The 16,815-nt window shown below is 71.7% G+C and carries 19 protein-coding genes; 16 read left to right on the top strand and 3 right to left on the bottom strand.

The window, feature by feature from the left end:
- The first annotated feature begins 335 nt into the window (after positions 1–335).
- The 3 genes from hrcA to DLJ58_RS28950 all read left to right on the top strand — a co-directional run bounded on the left by hrcA (position 336) and on the right by DLJ58_RS28950 (position 3,315).
- Positions 336–1,358 (top strand): heat-inducible transcriptional repressor HrcA, encoded by a 1,023-nt coding sequence (hrcA, locus tag DLJ58_RS28960; RefSeq protein WP_091409786.1) that lies wholly within the window; start codon positions 336–338, stop codon positions 1,356–1,358.
- 75 nt (positions 1,359–1,433) lie between these two features.
- Positions 1,434–2,579, top strand: a complete 1,146-nt coding sequence (dnaJ, locus tag DLJ58_RS28955) for a molecular chaperone DnaJ (protein WP_181518639.1) — start codon at positions 1,434–1,436, stop codon at positions 2,577–2,579.
- 1 nt (position 2,580) lies between these two features.
- Positions 2,581–3,315, top strand: coding sequence for a 16S rRNA (uracil(1498)-N(3))-methyltransferase (locus DLJ58_RS28950; protein ID WP_124861053.1), 735 nt, complete (start codon positions 2,581–2,583; stop codon positions 3,313–3,315).
- 19 nt (positions 3,316–3,334) lie between these two features.
- On the opposite strand, the gene ppk2 is transcribed toward DLJ58_RS28950, so the two are convergent.
- Positions 3,335–4,246 carry a polyphosphate kinase 2 gene (ppk2, locus tag DLJ58_RS28945; RefSeq protein WP_124861052.1) on the bottom strand — a complete coding sequence of 304 codons (912 nt, stop codon included), beginning with the start codon at positions 4,244–4,246 and terminating at the stop codon, positions 3,335–3,337.
- 72 nt (positions 4,247–4,318) lie between these two features.
- Complete coding sequence (locus tag DLJ58_RS28940; protein WP_124861050.1) at positions 4,319–5,080, bottom strand: SDR family NAD(P)-dependent oxidoreductase; 762 nt, start codon at positions 5,078–5,080, stop codon at positions 4,319–4,321.
- Between the two features lie 98 nt (positions 5,081–5,178).
- On the opposite strand from DLJ58_RS28940, the gene DLJ58_RS28935 reads away from it, so the two are divergent.
- The 8 genes from DLJ58_RS28935 (at position 5,179) to DLJ58_RS28900 (ending at position 12,625) form a co-directional block, all read left to right on the top strand.
- On the top strand, positions 5,179–5,538 hold the full coding sequence (locus tag DLJ58_RS28935; protein WP_088988083.1) for a histidine triad nucleotide-binding protein: 360 nt from the start codon (positions 5,179–5,181) through the stop codon (positions 5,536–5,538).
- Complete coding sequence (locus tag DLJ58_RS28930; protein WP_124861048.1) at positions 5,535–6,935, top strand: serine hydrolase domain-containing protein; 1,401 nt, start codon at positions 5,535–5,537, stop codon at positions 6,933–6,935. Before DLJ58_RS28935 ends, DLJ58_RS28930 begins: the two co-directional genes overlap by 4 nt.
- A gap of 129 nt (positions 6,936–7,064) precedes the next feature.
- Complete coding sequence (locus tag DLJ58_RS28925; protein WP_124861046.1) at positions 7,065–8,123, top strand: PhoH family protein; 1,059 nt, start codon at positions 7,065–7,067, stop codon at positions 8,121–8,123.
- 15 nt (positions 8,124–8,138) lie between these two features.
- Positions 8,139–8,612, top strand: coding sequence for an rRNA maturation RNase YbeY (gene ybeY / locus DLJ58_RS28920; protein WP_030491788.1), 474 nt, complete (start codon positions 8,139–8,141; stop codon positions 8,610–8,612).
- Positions 8,588–10,012, top strand: coding sequence for a hemolysin family protein (locus DLJ58_RS28915; RefSeq protein ID WP_124861044.1), 1,425 nt, complete (start codon positions 8,588–8,590; stop codon positions 10,010–10,012). Before ybeY ends, DLJ58_RS28915 begins: the two co-directional genes overlap by 25 nt.
- Positions 10,005–10,391, top strand: a complete 387-nt coding sequence (locus tag DLJ58_RS28910; protein WP_112588259.1) for a cytidine deaminase — start codon at positions 10,005–10,007, stop codon at positions 10,389–10,391. The genes DLJ58_RS28915 and DLJ58_RS28910 overlap by 8 nt, the downstream gene beginning before the upstream one ends.
- 5 nt (positions 10,392–10,396) lie before the next feature.
- Positions 10,397–11,293: a GTPase Era gene (gene era, locus DLJ58_RS28905; protein WP_091409997.1), complete on the top strand. Its 897-nt coding sequence runs from the start codon at positions 10,397–10,399 to the stop codon at positions 11,291–11,293.
- Positions 11,294–11,446: 153 nt separating this feature from the next.
- Entirely contained in the window at positions 11,447–12,625 is a 1,179-nt protein-coding gene (locus DLJ58_RS28900; protein ID WP_124861042.1) for an acyltransferase family protein, read from the top strand.
- Here the strand turns inward: DLJ58_RS28900 and DLJ58_RS28895 are convergent.
- A complete protein-coding gene (locus DLJ58_RS28895) occupies positions 12,612–13,421 on the bottom strand; it encodes a DUF4097 family beta strand repeat-containing protein (RefSeq protein ID WP_124861040.1) in 810 nt (269 codons plus the stop codon). The genes DLJ58_RS28900 and DLJ58_RS28895 overlap by 14 nt on opposite strands.
- 102 nt (positions 13,422–13,523) lie before the next feature.
- Here DLJ58_RS28895 and recO point away from each other — a divergent pair, with 102 nt between their 5' ends.
- From recO to DLJ58_RS28870, 5 genes are all read left to right on the top strand, one after another.
- Positions 13,524–14,390: a DNA repair protein RecO gene (gene recO / locus DLJ58_RS28890; RefSeq protein ID WP_091409749.1), complete on the top strand. Its 867-nt coding sequence runs from the start codon at positions 13,524–13,526 to the stop codon at positions 14,388–14,390.
- 4 nt (positions 14,391–14,394) lie between these two features.
- On the top strand, positions 14,395–15,207 hold the full coding sequence (locus DLJ58_RS28885; protein WP_091409745.1) for an isoprenyl transferase: 813 nt from the start codon (positions 14,395–14,397) through the stop codon (positions 15,205–15,207).
- A gap of 71 nt (positions 15,208–15,278) precedes the next feature.
- A complete protein-coding gene (locus tag DLJ58_RS28880; RefSeq protein WP_124861038.1) occupies positions 15,279–15,464 on the top strand; it encodes a hypothetical protein in 186 nt (61 codons plus the stop codon).
- Positions 15,465–15,668: 204 nt separating this feature from the next.
- A complete protein-coding gene (locus tag DLJ58_RS28875) occupies positions 15,669–15,896 on the top strand; it encodes a thioredoxin reductase (RefSeq protein WP_091409742.1) in 228 nt (75 codons plus the stop codon).
- The gene (locus tag DLJ58_RS28870; RefSeq protein ID WP_112677214.1) at positions 15,893–16,654 is read left to right on the top strand and encodes a pirin family protein; all 762 of its coding nucleotides are present in this window, start codon (positions 15,893–15,895) and stop codon (positions 16,652–16,654) included. Before DLJ58_RS28875 ends, DLJ58_RS28870 begins: the two co-directional genes overlap by 4 nt.
- Positions 16,655–16,815 lie beyond the last annotated feature (161 nt).

The following is a 16,815-nucleotide window of genomic DNA, read 5'->3' as shown; positions in this document are numbered from 1 at the left end:
GACAGTGGTGCGGTGGGCGGCTCGGCCGACGGGGACGGGCCTGGGGAGGTGGGCTCCGGCGGGTAGTTGCCGGGGTCGCCCGACCCGGGAGGGCGAGGAGGTTCAGTCATGGATGTCACGGTAGGGGCCCGTGGCAACGCCGCACCAGAGCGACACCGCCTGGCAGTGTGGGCCGATCGGCCCAACGCAGGTGGCGTGGACCGCACCGACGGGTGGCCGTTGATCATCGCGTCGGCGGGCCCGCCGACGTAGACTGGCACTCGTTACAGTCGAGTGCCAGGACGGCCGGCCGGCCCAGAGCGCCGGCGGCCGACGTGCGACAGGAGGTGCGGAGGATGGGTCTCGACGACCGTAAACTCGCCGTGCTCCGCGCCATCGTCGAAGACTACGTCTCCACCCAGGAGCCGGTCGGCAGCAAGGCGCTGGTCGAGCGGCACCAGCTCGGGGTCTCCCCGGCCACGGTCCGCAACGACATGGCCGTGCTGGAGGAGGAGGGCTACATCCGGCAGCCGCACACCAGTGCCGGCCGGGTGCCCACCGACCGCGGCTACCGCCTCTTCGTCGACCGGTTGTCCCGGGTCAAGCCGCTCAGCCCGGCCGAGCGCCGGGCCATCGAGCGCTTCCTGGTCGGCGCGGTCGACCTCGACGACGTGGTGCACCGCACGGTGCGGTTGCTCGCCCAGCTGACCCGGCAGGTCGCCGTCGTGCAGTACCCGAGCCTGGCCCGCTCCTCGGTGCGTCACCTGGAGCTGGTGCCGATCTCCACCACCCGACTGATGCTCGTCATGATCGCCGACACCGGGCGGGTGGAGCAGCGACTCGTGGAGCTGCCCGGGCCGGTGCCCGCCGACGACGTCACCGACCTGCGCCGACTGATCAACGAGAAGCTCGCCAACGCCCGGCTGTCCGAGACGCCGCCGCTGGTGCAGGCGCTGGTCGAGGAAGCGCCGACCGGCCTGCGTCCGACCATGACCACGCTCGCCACCGTCCTGCTGGAGACGCTTGTCGAGCGGCACGAGGAGCGGATCGCGCTCGCCGGCACCGCGAACCTCACCCGGGGTGGCCTGCTCGACTTCCAGGGCTCCCTGCGGCCGATCCTCGAAGCCCTGGAGGAGGAGGTCGTGCTGCTCAAGCTCATCGGTGAGACCGAGCCGAGCACGACCCGGGTGCTGATCGGCGACGAGAACGAGTTCGACAACCTGCGCGCCGCCTCCGTGGTCAGCACCGGGTACGGCCCGGGCACCACCATCGTGGGCGGCCTGGGGGTGCTGGGGCCCACCCGGATGGACTACCCCGGCAACATCGCCACGGTGCGCGCCGTGGCACGCTACGTGGGCGAGTTGCTGGCCCAGAACTGATTGGTCAGGGCCGATGCGGCCGGCTGCGGCCGCCGACCGGCGCAACGCGAGACGAACATGAGGACACGGAACGCAGTGGCCAGGGACTACTACGGCATTCTCGGTGTGAGCCGGGAAGCCTCCGATGACGAGATCAAGCGCGCCTACCGCAAGCTGGCACGCCAGTTCCACCCGGACGTCAATCCGGACCCGGAGGCTCAGGAGAAGTTCAAGGACATCAACGCCGCGTACGAGGTCCTCTCGGACGACCGGAAGCGGCAGATCGTCGACCTGGGTGGCGACCCGCTCGCCCCGGGTGGCGGCGGTGCCGGCGGCCCGGGTGGTCCCGGAGGCGCCGGCCCGTTCGTCGGTTTCCAGGACATCATGGACGCGTTCTTCGGCGGTGCCGGAGGTGGCGCCCGTGGCCCACGGCCGCGTACCCGGCCGGGCGCCGACGCGATCCTGCGGCTCGAACTCGACCTGCACGAGACGGCCTTCGGTGTGGAGGCCCCGATCACCGTCGACACCGCGGTGCTCTGCACCACCTGCTCCGGGGCCGGCACGGCCGCCGGCACGCACCTGGCGACCTGCGAGGCGTGCGGCGGTCGGGGCGAGGTGCAGTCGGTGCAGCGCACCTTCCTCGGCCAGGTGGTCTCCGCCCGGCCGTGCACCGTGTGCCAGGGCTACGGCACCACCATCCCGCACCCCTGCCCCACCTGCGCCGGCGACGGCCGGGTGCGGACCCGCCGTTCGCTGACCGTCAAGATCCCGGCCGGCGTCGAGGACGGCATGCGGATCCGGCTGGCCCAGCAGGGCGAGGTGGGCCCCGGCGGTGGCACCGCCGGTGACCTCTACGTGGAGATCCACGAACGCCCGCACGACGTGTACTCCCGCAAGGGCGACGACCTGCACTGCCGGGTCACCGTGCCGATGACGGCGGCGGCGCTGGGCACCCGGCTGACCATCAAGACGCTGGACAGCGAGGAGACCGTCGACGTCAAGGCCGGCACCCAGCCGGCCAGCACGCTGCGACTACGCGCCCGGGGCGTGCCGCACCTGCGCGGCACCGGCCGAGGCGACCTCTACGTCCACCTGGACGTGCGGACGCCCACCAAGCTCGACCCGGACCAGGAGAAGATGCTGCGCGACTTCGCCAAGACCCGTGGTGAGGAGGTCGCCGAGCTGTCCAAGCAGGGCGGCTTCTTCTCTCGGATGCGCGACGCGTTCAACGGGCACGCCTGAGGTGTCCGCACCGCTTTTCCTGGTCGAGGCGCTGCCCACCGGCGACGCGCTGACCCTGGACGGCCCGGAGGGGCACCACGCCGCCACCGTGCAGCGGTTGCGCGTCGGCGAGGAGCTGCTGCTCGCAGACGGTCGGGGCGGCACGGCCGCCGCCGTGGTCACCGCCGTCGGCCGGGGCAGCCTGGAGGTCACCATCACCTCCCGGGGGTACGCGGACGCGCCCGTACCCCGGCTGGTGACCGTGCAGGGCATCGCCAAGGGCGACCGGGGTGAGCTGGCCGTGCAGGCGATGACCGAGGTCGGGGTGGACGAGATCGTGCCCTGGGCGGCCTCGCGTTCGGTGACCCAGTGGCGCGGTGACCGGGGCGTACGCGCCCGGGAGAAGTGGGTGGCCACCGCCCGGGAGGCGGCCAAGCAGGCCCGCCGGCCGTGGCTGCCGGTGGTGGCCGGTGCGCCGGACGAGTCCACCGCCACGGTGGCCCGTCGGATCGCCGGTGCCGCCGCAGGGTTCGTGCTGCACGAGGAGGCCGAGGACCGGCTCACCACCGCCGAGCTGCCGACCGCCGGCGAGATCGTGCTGGTGATCGGCCCGGAGGGTGGCATCGCCCCGGCCGAGTTGACCGCCTTCGCCGAGGCCGGCGGGCGACCCGTACGCCTCGGGCCGGCCGTGCTGCGCACCTCCACCGCCGGGGTGGCGGCCCTCAGCGTGCTCGCCACCCGCCTCGGCCGCTGGTGACCGGTCGTCGGTCGAGCCGTCAGGGGCGGGGGAAGACCGGCACCACCTCTTCCTCCGGCCCCAGGTCCAGCCCGGCCGGCCCGATGATCTGCGGGTCCGGTGTGCCGACCACGTCGGGGTCCTTGCCGGTGTAGTCGAAGCGGTGCAGCACGTGCCGGATCGCCTCGAGCCGGGCCCGCTTCTTGTCGTTGCTCTTCACCACCGTCCACGGCGCGTCGGCCGTGTCGGTCCAGAAGAACATCGCCTCCTTGGCCTCTGTGTACTCGTCCCACCGGTCCAGCGAGGCGATGTCCATCGGAGACAACTTCCACTGCCGGACCGGGTCGACCTGGCGGATCGCGAACCGGGTGCGTTGCTCGTTCTGGGAGACGGAGAACCAGAACTTGACCAGCCGGATGCCCGAGCGCACCAGCATCCGTTCCAGCTCCGGGGCCTGCCGCAGGAACTCCAGGTACTCCTTACGGCTACAGAATCCCATCACCCGCTCCACGCCGGCCCGGTTGTACCAGGAACGGTCGAACAGCACGATCTCACCGGCCGCCGGCAGGTGCGCCAGCCACCGCTGGAAGTACCACTGGGCGGCTTCCCGCTCGTCCGGCTTCGCGAGCGCCACCACCGACGCGCCACGCGGGTTGAGGTGCTCCATGAAGCGTTTGATGGTGCCGCCCTTGCCGGCCGCGTCCCGGCCCTCGAAGAGGATCACCAAACGCTCGCCGGACTCCTTGATCCAGTCCTGGAGTTTCAGCAGCTCGATCTGGAGCAGCCGCTTGTCGCGGTCGTACTCGTCGCGGTCCAACCGCTCGTCGTACGGGTAGTCCTCACGCCAGGTGTCGACGGGGGTGCCGTCGGGGCGGAGCAGGACAGGGTCGTCGTCGTGGCCATCGGCCACCCGGTAGTCGGCGGTGAGGTCCAGCAGCGCGGAGTCGGCCATGTCGGTGAGACTTACCCGCCCACGAACCGCCAACCACCTCCCTGGCCAGGTGATCTGCCGCCGGCGTCGACCTCAACTGCGCAGGTAGGAGGCGCCGTTGAGGTCGACGATCGTGCCGGAGGCCCATTCGGCCTGCGGCGAGGCCAGCCAGTGCACGGCGGCGGCGATCTCTTCCGGTTTGCCCACCCGGTCGAACGGGCTCTGCGCCCGGATGGCCACGCCCTCCTCACCGCGCAGGTACTCGGTGACCATGTCGGTCGCCACGAAGCCCGGCGCGACGGTGGCGACCGCGATGCCGTACGGCGCGAGCGCCACGGCGAGGGACTGGCCCAGCGCGTTCAGCCCTGCCTTGCTGGCGCCGTACGCCGGCTGGTGCGGCTCGCCACGGAACGCGCCCCGGGACGAGACGTTCACGATCCGCCCACCGCGTTCGCGCATGTGCTGGGCGGCGCACCAGATGACGTTGCCGGCGCCGGTCAGGTTGGTCTCCAGCACCTGCCGCCACCGCTGCTGCCACTCCTCGTACGAAGCGCCGAAGATCGGGTGCGGGTCGTCCCGGTCGCCGTACGTCCCGGCGTTGTTGACCAGCACGTCCAGCCCGCCGAGCAGTTCGGCGGCCCGGTCGACCATGACCCGGACCGCGTCCGGATCGGTGAGGTCGGCGCGGACCACCACGTGCCCGGTGCCCGGTAGCTGCGCGCGTAGTTCCTCGGCCGCATCGGCGGAGTCGCGGTGGTGGATGGCCACCCGGTCGCCGCCGGCTGCGAACGCCTTCGCCACAGCGCGGCCGATCCCACGCGAGGCCCCGGTCACGAGTACCGCCCGATCCGTCATGCCGGCCATCCTGCCTCAGCCGTACCTTCCCTGCGAACGGGCCGGCGGCGCACCCGGCGCCGGAGCGCCCCCGGCCCGTCAGTCCTTACACTGCCCCGATGGGATCCGACTGCCTGTTCTGCCGCATCGTCGCCGGGGAGATTCCGGCCACCGTGGTCCGGGAGACCGACACCACGCTCGCCTTCCGCGACATCGACCCGAAGGCGCCGGTGCACGTCCTGGTCATTCCGAAGGAGCACTACGCCGACGTCGCCACGCTCGCCCAGGGTGACCCGGCGCTGGCCGCCGACGTGCTGGCGACGTCCGCCGCCGTGGCCGAGGACGAGGGGCTGCTCGGCGATGGTTTCCGGCTGATGTTCAACACCGGCGCGTACGGCGGCCAGGAGGTCTTCCACGTGCACGCGCACCTGCTCGGCGGTGCGCCGCTCGGCCCGATGCTCGCCCGGGACCTGGCGTGACCGAGCGCGCTCCCGCGCCCGACGGTCGTGGCAACGAGCACCTGGACCGGTTGGTCCGGCGGGTGCAGGCCGAGGCCCGGGTGCCCGCTGTGTCGGCGGCGCTGCACCGGGCCGACCGACCGCTCTGGAGCCGCACCGTCGGCGAGACCGGCACCGACAGCCCTCTGGGCGCGGGCACCCAGTTCCGGATCGGCTCGATCACCAAGACGTTCACCGCGGTGCTGGTCCTGCAGTGCCGCGACGACGGGCTGCTGGACCTGGACGACCCGGTGGGCCGGCACCTGGACCTTCCGGCGCACGGCGAGCTGACCGTACGCCGGTTGCTGTCGCACACCGGTGGCCTGCAACGCGAGCCGTTCGGCGATGTGTGGGACAGCCTGCGCGCACCGGACGACGACCAACTGGTCGCCGAGTTGGACCGGGCCGAGCGGGTGCTGCCGACCGGCCGGCGGTTCCACTACTCCAACCTGGGCGTGGCCGTACTCGGCCAACTCGTCGCCCGACTCCGGGGCGGCAGCTGGGCGCAGGCGCTCACCGAGCGGATCCTGACGCCGCTGGGGCTGACCGACACCACGGTGACCCCACGGCCGACGGCGGCCACCGGGTTCCTGGTCGACGCGTACTCCGACGAGGCGCACCCGGAACCGCCGACCGACTTCGGCGCGGTCGGCCCGGCCGCGCAGCTCTGGAGCACCGCGACCGACATGGCCCGCTGGGCGGCGTTCCTGGCCGACCCGGCGGCGCTGGACCCGGCCGGCGCGGTCCTCGCCCCGGCCACCCTGGACGAGATGCGCTGGCCGCTGACCACCACCGACGAGACGCTCTGGGGCGCGGGCTTCGGGCTCGGGCTGATCCTCATCCCGCAGGGGGAGCGGGTGATGCACGTGGGGCACGACGGGGCGATGCCCGGGTTCCTCGCCGGGGCGTACGGCCGCCGTGGCGGTGACGGTACGCCCGGCGCGATGGGTGCCGCTGTGCTCGGCTCGTCCGGCACAGCGACCGAACTGTTCGACCTGTCGCACCGGCTGCTCGCCGCGGCGGTCGAGCACGACCCGGCCGAGATCGAGCCCTGGCGACCCGGCGCACCCGCGCCGGCGGCCCTGCGGGGTGCGCTCGGCCGCTGGTGGGGCGAGGGCTCCGAGTACGTCTTCTCCTGGCACGACGGCACCCTGCGGGCGCGCGGGGTCGGTGACCCGACCGGACGCCCACCGGCGATCTTCACCCCGCTGCCGGACCAGCCGGACGTGTTCCGGGTGGTCTCCGGCCGGGAGGTCGGTGAGCTGCTGCGGCTGACCCGGGACGAGGCCGGCGCGGTGGTCCGGATGCACTGGGCGACGTACCGGTTCACCCGCCACCAGGAGACCTTCGACCGGTACGACTTCCGGGCCGGGAGCTGATCGCGGCCAGCGGAAATGGGCGCGATGCGCCCCGCGTTGAACCGATACGATGGGTGTAACGTCCGCACGCCAGCCAGCAGGCCGGCGCCGAGATCGAGAGCAGGTGCGCAGGGCCCTTCGGCCCAACCTATGACCGGCACCCCACCTCCCGGCCCGCCCCGGGTGCAGACCAGGATCACCGTGCCCGACCCGAAGATCATGGTCAATCTGCTCGGCGCAGGCGACGAGATCCTCAGGCTCGTCGAACGCTCGGTCAACAGTGACGTGCACGTTCGCGGCAACGAGATCACCATCACCGGTGACCCCGCGGACAACGCCCTCGCCGAGCGGGTCTTCAGCGAGCTCCTCGAACTCATCGAGAAAGGCGAGACCCTGACCAGTGACGCCGTCCGGCGTACCGTCGGCATGCTCGAGCAGGGCAGCGCCGAGCGGCCCGCCGAGGTCCTGACACTCAACATCCTCTCCCGGCGCGGGCGCACCATCCGCCCCAAGACGCTCGGGCAGAAGAAGTACGTCGACGCGATCGACACCCACACCATCGTCTTCGGCATCGGTCCGGCCGGCACCGGAAAGACCTACCTGGCGATGGCGAAGGCCGTCCAGGCGTTGCAGGCCAAGCAGGTCAACCGGATCATCCTCACCCGGCCGGCGGTCGAGGCGGGCGAGCGACTGGGCTTCCTGCCCGGCACGCTCAACGAGAAGATCGACCCGTACCTGCGCCCGCTCTACGACGCGCTGCACGACATGCTCGACCCGGAGACCATCCCGAAGCTGATGGCCGCCGGCACGATCGAGGTCGCCCCCCTCGCCTACATGCGGGGTCGGACGCTCAACGACGCGTTCATCATCCTGGACGAGGCGCAGAACACGACGCCCGAGCAGATGAAGATGTTCCTCACCCGACTCGGCTTCAACTCCAAGATCGTCGTGACCGGTGACATCACCCAGGTGGACCTTCCCGGCGGGACGAGCAGCGGCCTGCGGGTGGTTCGGGAGATCCTGGAAAACGTCGATGACGTGCACTTCTCCCAGTTGTCCAGCTCTGACGTGGTCCGCCACCAGCTGGTCGGGGAGATCGTCGACGCGTACGCCCGCTGGGACGCCGAGCGGGAGAACCAGCAGGCGCAGGGCGTTCACGCCGTGCCTGGGCGACCCGCCCAGGGCGGCCGGGCCGGCCGCCGCCGCTAAAGCAGAGGAAAGCAGTTGTCCATCGAGATCGCCAACGAGTCCGGTGTCGACGTCGACACCGACGCCGTGCTCGCCGTCGCCCGGCACGCCCTCGACGAGATGGGGGTCAACCCCCTCGCCGAGCTGTCCGTGCTGCTGGTCGACATCGACTACATGACCGAGCTGAACCACCGCTGGATGGGTGGCGACGGCCCGACCGACGTGCTCGCCTTCCCCATGGACGAGGGCAGCGTCGACCACGGCCCGGGTGAGTCCGCACCTGCCGGTGGCGAGCCCGCCCTGCTCGGCGACATCGTGCTCTGCCCGGAGGTGGCGGCCAAGCAGGCGGCGACCGCCGGGCACGCACCGGCCGACGAGCTGCACCTGCTCACCGTGCACGGGGTGCTGCACCTACTCGGCTACGACCACGCCGAGCCGGAGGAGGAGCGGGAGATGTTCGCACTCCAGGCTCGGCTGTTGGCGAGCTGGCGGTCGACCCGCACCCAGTGATGTCCACTTCTCCGTTACTCGCGGCCGGCGCGACCGCCGGCCTTCCCGACTTTCAGCTGATCGTCTTCGCGGCCGGTCTGGTGGTGCTGGCCGGCCTGATCGCGATGACCGAGGCGGCCCTCGCCGCGGTCTCACCGGCCCGCGCCGCCGAGCTGGCCCGCGACGGCGTACGCGGCGCCCGTACCCTCCAGGTCGTGGCCGGCGACGTCGTCCGGCACCTCAACCTGCTCCTGCTGTTGCGGCTGCTCGCCGAGCTGACCGCCACCACACTGGTGGCGCTCGTGGCGGTGGACAGCTTCGGCGCCGGGTGGCGGGCCGCGCTGGTGACCGCCGGCGCGATGACCGTGGTCAGCTTCGTGGTGGTGGGCGTCGCCCCGCGCACCATCGGCCGGCAGCACGCCTACGCCGTGGGTCGTGCGGTGGCGCCGCTGGTCCGCTGGCTGGGTCGGGCGCTCAACCCGCTCGCGTCGCTGCTGATCCTGATCGGCAACGCGGTCACCCCGGGGCGCGGCTTCCGGGAAGGTCCGTTCGCCACCCAGGTGGAGCTGCGGGAGCTGGTCGACCTGGCCGAGCAGCGCGGCGTTGTCGAGCACGGCGAACGCCAGATGATCCACTCCGTCTTCGCGCTCGGCGACACCATCGCCCGTGAGGTGATGGTGCCGCGTACCGAGATGGTGTGGATCGAGGAGGGCAAGACGCTCGAGCAGGCGCTGGCGCTCTTCCTGCGCTCCGGTTTCTCCCGCATCCCGGTGATCGGCGAGAGCGTCGACGACGTGCTGGGCGTGCTCTATCTCAAGGACCTGATCCGGCGCTCCCGTGGCGGGGACCCGGGGGCCGAGCAGTTGCCGGTGGCCGAGCTGATGCGCCCGGCGACCTTCGTACCGGAGTCCAAGCCGGTCGACGACCTGCTGTCCGAGATGCAGGCGGCCCGCAACCACCTGGTCATCGTGGTCGACGAGTACGGCGGCACCGGCGGTCTGGTCACCATCGAGGACATCCTCGAGGAGATCGTCGGTGAAATCACCGACGAGTACGATGTCGAGCGCCCGCCCGTCGAACGTCTGGCGGACTCCTCGGTGCGGGTGACCGCTCGCCTGCCGGTGGAGAATCTCGGCGAGATGTTCGACACCGCCCTGCCCACCGACGAGGTGGAGACGGTCGGCGGCCTGCTCGCCCAGTCGCTGGGGCGGGTGCCGATCCCGGGTGCCGAGGCCGAGGTCGCCGGTCTCCGCCTGGTCGCCGAGGGCACCACCGGGCGGCGCAACCGGATCGACACCGTCCTGGTCAGCCGGGTGGAGCCGGGCGATGAGCAGGACACCGCGGGGCGCGGCGAGCACGCCGGCCCCGGGGACGACACGGACAACTATCGAGACGACGAGAGGCAATCCGCCGATGCCTGACACACCCGCCGCGCCTGTCGCCCGGCCCACCCCCACCGCGTCGGGCGCGCTGAGCGCCGAGGACGGCAAGCTCGTCGTCCTCGCCCGGGGAGCCCGCGCGCGGGTCGGCGCCGTGGAGGGCGCCGCGGTCCGCGACCAGGACGGCCGGACGTACGCGGCGGCCAGTGTCGCGCTGCCGTCGCTGACGCTCACCGCGTTGCAGTTGGCGGTCGCTTCGGCCGTGGCGGCCGGGGCAAGTCGGCTGGAGGCGGCGGTGGTGGTGACCGAGGCGTCGACGCTGGATGGTGCCGGGCACGCGGCGGTACGGGACCTCGCGGCGGACGCACCGGTCCACGTGGCCGCTCCGGACGGCACGGTCCTCGGCACGGTGACCCAGTGAGCCCGGTGCAGGATCCGGAAGCGCGTCCGTACCGGGCCGGGTTCGGCTGCTTCGTCGGTCGCCCCAACGCCGGCAAGTCGACGCTGACCAACGCCATCGTCGGCACCAAGATCGCCATCACCTCGAACAAGCCGCAGACCACCCGGCACGTCATCCGGGCGGTGCTGCACCGACCGGAGTCGCAGCTGGTCCTCGTCGACACGCCGGGCCTGCACCGCCCCCGTACGCTGCTCGGCGAACGTCTCAACGACCTGGTCCGGTCCACCTGGACCGAGGTCGACGTGATCGGCCTGTGCATCCCGGCCGACGAGCCGGTCGGGCGCGGTGACCGGTTCATCACCGGCGAGTTGGCCGAGTTGAAGGCGACAGTGCTGGCGGTGGTCACCAAGACCGACCTGGTGGACAAGCGTCGCCTGGCCGAGCAGCTGCTGGCGGTCAGCAAGATGGGGGAGTTCGCCGAGATCGTGCCGGTGAGCGCGGTGTCCGGGCACCAGGTGGACACCCTCGTCGACGTGATGACCAAGTACCTGCCGCCGTCGCCGCAGCTCTATCCGGACGACATGCTCACCGACGACCCCGAGCAGGTGCTGGTCGCCGAGCTGATCCGCGAGGCCGCCCTGGAGGGGGTCCGCGACGAGCTGCCGCACTCCATCGCCGTGGTGGTGGAGGAGATGATCCCCGAGGGTCAGGTCATGAAGATCTACGCCGACCTGTACGTGGAGCGGCCCAGCCAGAAGGCCATCGTGCTCGGGCACAAGGCGAGTCGGCTCAAGGAGGTCGGCACCAACGCCCGCAAGCAGATCGAGGAGCTGCTCGGCGGTCGGGTCTACCTCGACCTGCACGTGCGGGTCGCGAAGGATTGGCAGCGCGACCCGAGGCAACTGCGCAAGCTGGGCTTCTGACCCACCTCGTCGGCGGTGCCCGACCGGCGGCACGATCGCCTTCGGTCGGGCAGCCGGGGATGTTCACGCCCCGTTTGAGGTGGCTGTCGTTTGGTGCGGGCGCCACGCAGGGTAGGAAAGTTGTGCCCCGCGTCCCCGACCGAGTGCAGGCTGATGCGCAACAGGTACCTCGACATCCTCCGTGCCCTGGCCATCGTTCGGGTGGTGGTTTACCACGTCACCGGATGGGCGACCCTCACCCTCGTCTTCCCCGCCATGTCGGTGATGTTCGCGCTGGCAGGCTCGCTGATGGCCGCGTCGCTGACCCGGGTCGGGCCGGCGGCGGTCGGGCGTCGGCTGCGTCGACTGCTGCCGTCGCTGTGGGTGCTCGCGGTGGTCTTCGTGCCGGCCATGATGTTCAGCGGGTTGTCGGTGAGCCCTCGGGTGCTGCTGTGGCTGTTCCCGATCGCCGACCCGCCGGCCAACAACTGGGGCGCGCTGGCGCTGAGCATCATCTGGTACCTGCGTGACTATCTGTGGTTCGTGCTCGCTTCGCCGGTCGCGTTCTGGCTGTTCCGGCGTGCCCCGCTGATGACCCTGCTCGCCCCGTACCTCCTGCTGGTGACGATCGAGGTGGGGATCTACCCGGCGCCGCCGGTGCTGCGGGAGTTCGGGCTCTACTTCGGCGCGTGGCTGCTCGGCTTCGCCCACCACGCCGGGATGCTGCGCCGGCTCTCCGGCCGGCTGCTGTACCCGGTGGCGCTCGCCCTCGCCGTGGGCGGCGGCGCCTGGATCGTCGAGCATCCCGGTCCGCGCGGGTACGACCTGAACGACAACCCCCTGGGCAACGCCCTCTGGTCGGCCGCGTTCATCCTGATCGTGCTGGGCCGGGCGCCGGCCGGGGTGGCCTGGCTGAGCCGGAGCCGACTGGTCGACCGGGCGGTGACAGTGCTCAACCGGCGGGCGCTCACCGTCTACCTCTGGCACATGCCGTTCGTGGTGGCGCTCACTCCGCTGGTCGACGTGGTGGGCTGGTCCCACCAGGACCCGGTGGGCCTGGCCATCCGGGTACTGCTGGTCTTCGCTCTGGTCGGGCTGGTCACCCTGGCCGTCGGTTGGGTCGAGGACGTCGCCGCCCGCCGCCGCCCGGAGCTGATCCCCGGTGGCACGGCGCAGCCCGCCGACGCTGGGGGCCGGCCGGGTGCCGACGCGGCGGTCCGGCCGGGTGCCGAGGGTGCGGCCCGGCCGGGTGCCGACGCGGCGGGCGGTGCCGGGGCGACCGTCGGACGAGCGGTGGTGCCGTCGCAGCGGACGGCAGGGGAGGCGGCCAGCGTCGAGATCAACGCTCGCTGATCGTGAGGTTGCCGCTGTTGGCCGAACCGTCGAGCACCAGGGACGCCGCCGGGTTGTCGGCGACGGTGACGGTCTCGTCGCCGGAGTCGGCGTTGGACCGGACCCGGTAGCTGCCCTGCGGCACCACCAGCGTGACGTCACCACTGGAGGCGTGGACCCGGGCCGAGGCGGGCTTGTCCAGCTCCACGTTGACATTGCCCGAGCTGGCCTCGGCGTCGACAGTGCCGCCCAGCCGGCGTGCGGTGATGTCTCCGGAAGAGGCGCGCAGCCGTACCGCCGCGGCGGCCTCGCTCACCTCGATGTTGCCGGAACGGGCCTCCACCCCGACCGCGCCCGACGCGCCGGAGATCCGCACGTCGCCCGAGCTCACCTGTAGGTCCACGGTGCCGACCCGGCTCAACTCGACGTTGCCGGAGCTGGTCTCGCCCTGCACCGCCACACCCTCGGGCACCGTCACCTCGTAGGAGATGCTGCACCGCGAGCCACAGTCGGTGTTCAGCACCAGCTCGCTGCCCTTGATCTCGTAGCGGGTGTTGTCCGGTTCACCGCCCTGGTAACGAACCACTCGCTTGATCCGCACCTCGGACGCCGCGCCGGTGCCGCGGACCACCACGTCGCCCGACCCCCCGGAGACCCGGATCGTGGTGATCCGGACCGCCTCGGTGTTGTCGTAGTCGAGCCGACGGAACGACAGGTTGTCGCACCCGGCGAGCACGATGAGGCTGGTGGCGAGCCCTAGCGCGACGGGAGCGGCGACGCGACGACGGCGGGGGGTGGTGGTCAGGTGCAGTGCCATGACCAGCACGCTACGGCCGAGCACGAGGCGGCCGCATCGGGGTTCATCCGCGCTTGCACCCCGAACCAACCCTGATTTCACACCCCGAGGGAGAATGGCCCGATGGCCGGGTATCGCCGACAGCTCTACCGCGACGACGCGGTGGTGCTGCGTGTGCAGAAGCTCGGCGAGTCCGACCGGATCATCACCCTGCTCACCCGCCGGCACGGCCGGCTGCGCGCGGTGGCTCGAGGGATCCGCCGCACCACCAGCAAGTTCGGTGCCCGGCTGGAGCCGTTCGGCCACGTCGACCTCCAGCTCGCCGGTGACCCGAAGGGCAACCACGGCAGTTCTCTGCACACCGTGAGTCAGGTCGAGGGCATCGACCTGTACGGCAAACGGTTCCTGGGCGACTATCCGCGCTATACGGCGGCCAGCGCGATCGCCGAGACCGCCGAGCGCCTGACCCCGGTGGAACGGGAGCCGTCGCTGCGGCTGTTCCAGCTCACCATCGGCGCGTTGAAGGCGCTGTCCCGGGGCGAACACGCCACCACCCTGGTGCTCGACGCGTACCTGCTGCGCGGGATGTCCCTGGCCGGCTGGGCGCCGGCGCTGGTCGCCTGCGCGGTCTGCGGCACGCCCGGGCGGCACCGGGCGTTCTCGGTTCCGGCCGGCGGCGCGGTCTGTCCCGATTGCCGGCCACCCGGGGCGGCTCATCCCGCCCCGGCCACCATCGATCTGATGTCCGCGCTGACCTCCGGCGACTGGGTGATCGCCGACGCCACCGACGCCGCCGTACGTCGGGAGTGCAGTGGGCTGGTCGCGGCTCACCTGCAGTGGCACCTGGAGCGCGCGCTACGCTCGCTGCCGCTGGTCGACCGGGGTTCCTCGGCGGCCGGCACGGCCCCGCCGCCGGAGGGCACCGGGGCCGTGGTGCTCCGGCCACGTGGCGACGTCGAGGCCGGGGCGGACGGCGCGAACAGGGAGTGACCGAGTGATCCGATCGAAGAAGGCCGGCCGGCGCGAGCCGACCCCGCCGGTGCCACACCCGTCCGGGGCCCGCCCCCCGGCGCTGCCCACCGAGGCGGTGCCGAAGCACGTGGCGGTGGTGATGGACGGCAACGGCCGCTGGGCCAAGGACCGCGGGCTGCCCCGCACCAAGGGGCACGAGGCGGGGGAGCACAGCCTCTTCGACACCATCGAGGGCGCCATCGAGATGGGCATCCCGTACTTGTCGGCGTACGCGTTCTCCACGGAGAACTGGCGGCGCTCGCCCGACGAGGTCCGGTTCCTGATGGGGTTCAACCGGGACGTGATCCGTCGCCGCCGTGACCAGCTGGTCGACCTGGGCGTACGGGTGGTGTGGTCGGGCCGGCCCGGTCGGCTGTGGAAGAGCGTCATCTCCGAGTTGCAGACCGCCGAGGAGATGTCCCGCGACAACTCGACGCTGACCCTGCAGTTCTGCGTCAACTACGGCGGGCAGGCCGAGATCGGTGACGCCGCCGCCGCGATCGCCCGGGACGTGGCGGCCGGCCGGCTGGATCCGGCGAAGGTCACCGAGAAGACCGTGGCGAAGTACCTCTACCACCCGGAGATCCCGGAGGTGGATCTGTTCCTGCGCCCTTCCGGGGAGGAGCGGATCTCCAACTTCCTGCTCTGGCAGACCGCGTACGCCGAGTTGGTCTTCCTGGACACGCTCTGGCCCGACTTCGACCGCCGCCACCTCTGGTACGCGTGCGAGTTGTACGCCCAGCGGGACCGACGCTTCGGCGGCGCGCTGCCCAACCCGGTCGCCCCGGTTATCTGAGCCGACGCGCTTACCCGCACGTCGCTCTGGGTATCAGAGACGTCAGAAGCCACTGACGGAGGTGAACCCACATGATCCAGAAGCGCATTGCCCAGTGGGCGGTGATGGCCATCGCGGTGCCGGTGGCCGCAGCCGGTGCCCGCCGGCTCAGCCACACCCTGGAGGCCCGGCGTGGTCCCTCCGGGGCGACCCGGTTGCTGACCAAGGGTGCGGACCTGATGCGTCCGCAGAAGGCCAAGCGCCGCCGCTTCTTCTGACCGACCCCCAGCTGTCCCAACGCCGCCCGCACTCCCGTGCGGGCGGCGTTGTCGCGTCCCCCTTGGTGCCGAGGGGCCTGGGCAAGCGCCACGGCGACCATCAAGGCTTGGCACCGAGCGGGGGTGGTGTGCTCGTTTTGGGGTCCTGCGCAAGGGCGGCGGGTAGGGTCCGGAGGTGGTGGGACGACGGCGGTTGGGGGGCAGATGCGTGATCTCCGCTTCAAGATGATCATGGCGTTGAACGCCGCCGACCTGGGCGACCCGATCTGCGAGCAGGTGGCCGAGATCTGTGCCGAGATCGCCGAGCAGCACTGCGCCGAGTTCGGCCACACACCGCAGCTGCGCACCGGTGAGATCGCCGAACTGGCCACCGGCGAGCCGGCCCTGACCTGGGCGCCGTCGACCCCCGACGCCGGGCAGCGTGCCTGGTGACCGCGCCCGCACCCGCGGTCGACATCCGTCGTGCCGACGATCGCTTCGCCACCCGGATCTCCTGGCTGGACTCCAAGCACTCCTTCTCGTTCTCCCGGCACTACGACCCGGCCAACACCCACCACGGCCTGCTGCTGGTCAACAACGACGACGTGGTCCGACCGGGGGCCGGCTTCGAAACCCACCCCCACCAGGACATGGAGATCGTGACCTGGGTGCTGCGCGGTTCCCTGGTGCACCAGGACTCCACCGGGCACTCCGGGGTGATCTACCCGGGCCTGGCCCAGCGGATGAGCGCTGGCACCGGCATCCTGCACTCGGAGAAGAACGACGCCTGGCGGCTCAACAACCAGGAGCCGCACACCGACCCGGTGCACTTCGTGCAGATGTGGGTGCTCCCCGACGAGCAGGGCGTCGACCCCGGCTACGAGCAACTGGAGATCGAGGACGAGCTGCTCCGCGGGGGTCTGGTGCCGATCGCCTCCGGGATGGACCGCTACGACGGCGCGTCCGCGATCCGGATCCGCAACCGGTACGCGACCCTGCACGCCGCCCGTCTCGCCCCCGGCGACGAGGTCACCATCCCGGACGCGCCCTACGTGCACCTCTACGTGCCCAACGGCACGGTGACCCTGGAGGGCAGCGGTCCGCTCGGCAGTGGCGACGCCGCCCGGCTCACCATGACCGGTGGCCGGCGGGTGACCGCCGACGAACCGGCCGAGATCCTCGTCTGGGAGATGCACGCCACGGTCGCCTGACCGCTACCGGTTCGCACCTGCCGTCTCCCTAGATCACGCTGGAACATGGATGTAGTGGCCTCCACGGAGAGGGAGGCCACTACATCCTGGATCAAGCACGATCTTGCAGGGCGTCGCGCGCGGGGCGTCGCGCGCGACGCCCTGCAAGATCGTGCTTGATC

Origin of the sequence: Micromonospora arida, assembly GCF_003857035.1 — a bacterium.
Lineage (GTDB): Bacteria > Actinomycetota > Actinomycetes > Mycobacteriales > Micromonosporaceae > Micromonospora > Micromonospora arida.
Note: the sequence above shows the minus strand (reverse complement) of the source record. Positions and strands in the feature narration are given on the sequence as shown.

What these genes read in the sequence shown, in the direction of transcription:
- hrcA (WP_091409786.1), top strand. Translation starts at nt 336, where the DNA reads ATGGGTCTCGACGACCGTAAACTCGCCGTGCTCCGCGCCATCGTCGAA.
- DLJ58_RS28935 (WP_088988083.1), top strand. Translation starts at nt 5,179, where the DNA reads ATGGGATCCGACTGCCTGTTCTGCCGCATCGTCGCCGGGGAGATTCCG.
- DLJ58_RS28910 (WP_112588259.1), top strand. Translation starts at nt 10,005, where the DNA reads ATGCCTGACACACCCGCCGCGCCTGTCGCCCGGCCCACCCCCACCGCG.
- ppk2 (WP_124861052.1), bottom strand. Translation starts at nt 4,246, where the DNA reads ATGGCCGACTCCGCGCTGCTGGACCTCACCGCCGACTACCGGGTGGCC.
- DLJ58_RS28925 (WP_124861046.1), top strand. Translation starts at nt 7,065, where the DNA reads ATGACCGGCACCCCACCTCCCGGCCCGCCCCGGGTGCAGACCAGGATC.
- DLJ58_RS28875 (WP_091409742.1), top strand. Translation starts at nt 15,669, where the DNA reads ATGCGTGATCTCCGCTTCAAGATGATCATGGCGTTGAACGCCGCCGAC.
- DLJ58_RS28880 (WP_124861038.1), top strand. Translation starts at nt 15,279, where the DNA reads ATGATCCAGAAGCGCATTGCCCAGTGGGCGGTGATGGCCATCGCGGTG.
- DLJ58_RS28900 (WP_124861042.1), top strand. Translation starts at nt 11,447, where the DNA reads ATGCGCAACAGGTACCTCGACATCCTCCGTGCCCTGGCCATCGTTCGG.
- DLJ58_RS28895 (WP_124861040.1), bottom strand. Translation starts at nt 13,421, where the DNA reads ATGGCACTGCACCTGACCACCACCCCCCGCCGTCGTCGCGTCGCCGCT.
- DLJ58_RS28940 (WP_124861050.1), bottom strand. Translation starts at nt 5,080, where the DNA reads ATGACGGATCGGGCGGTACTCGTGACCGGGGCCTCGCGTGGGATCGGC.
- recO (WP_091409749.1), top strand. Translation starts at nt 13,524, where the DNA reads ATGGCCGGGTATCGCCGACAGCTCTACCGCGACGACGCGGTGGTGCTG.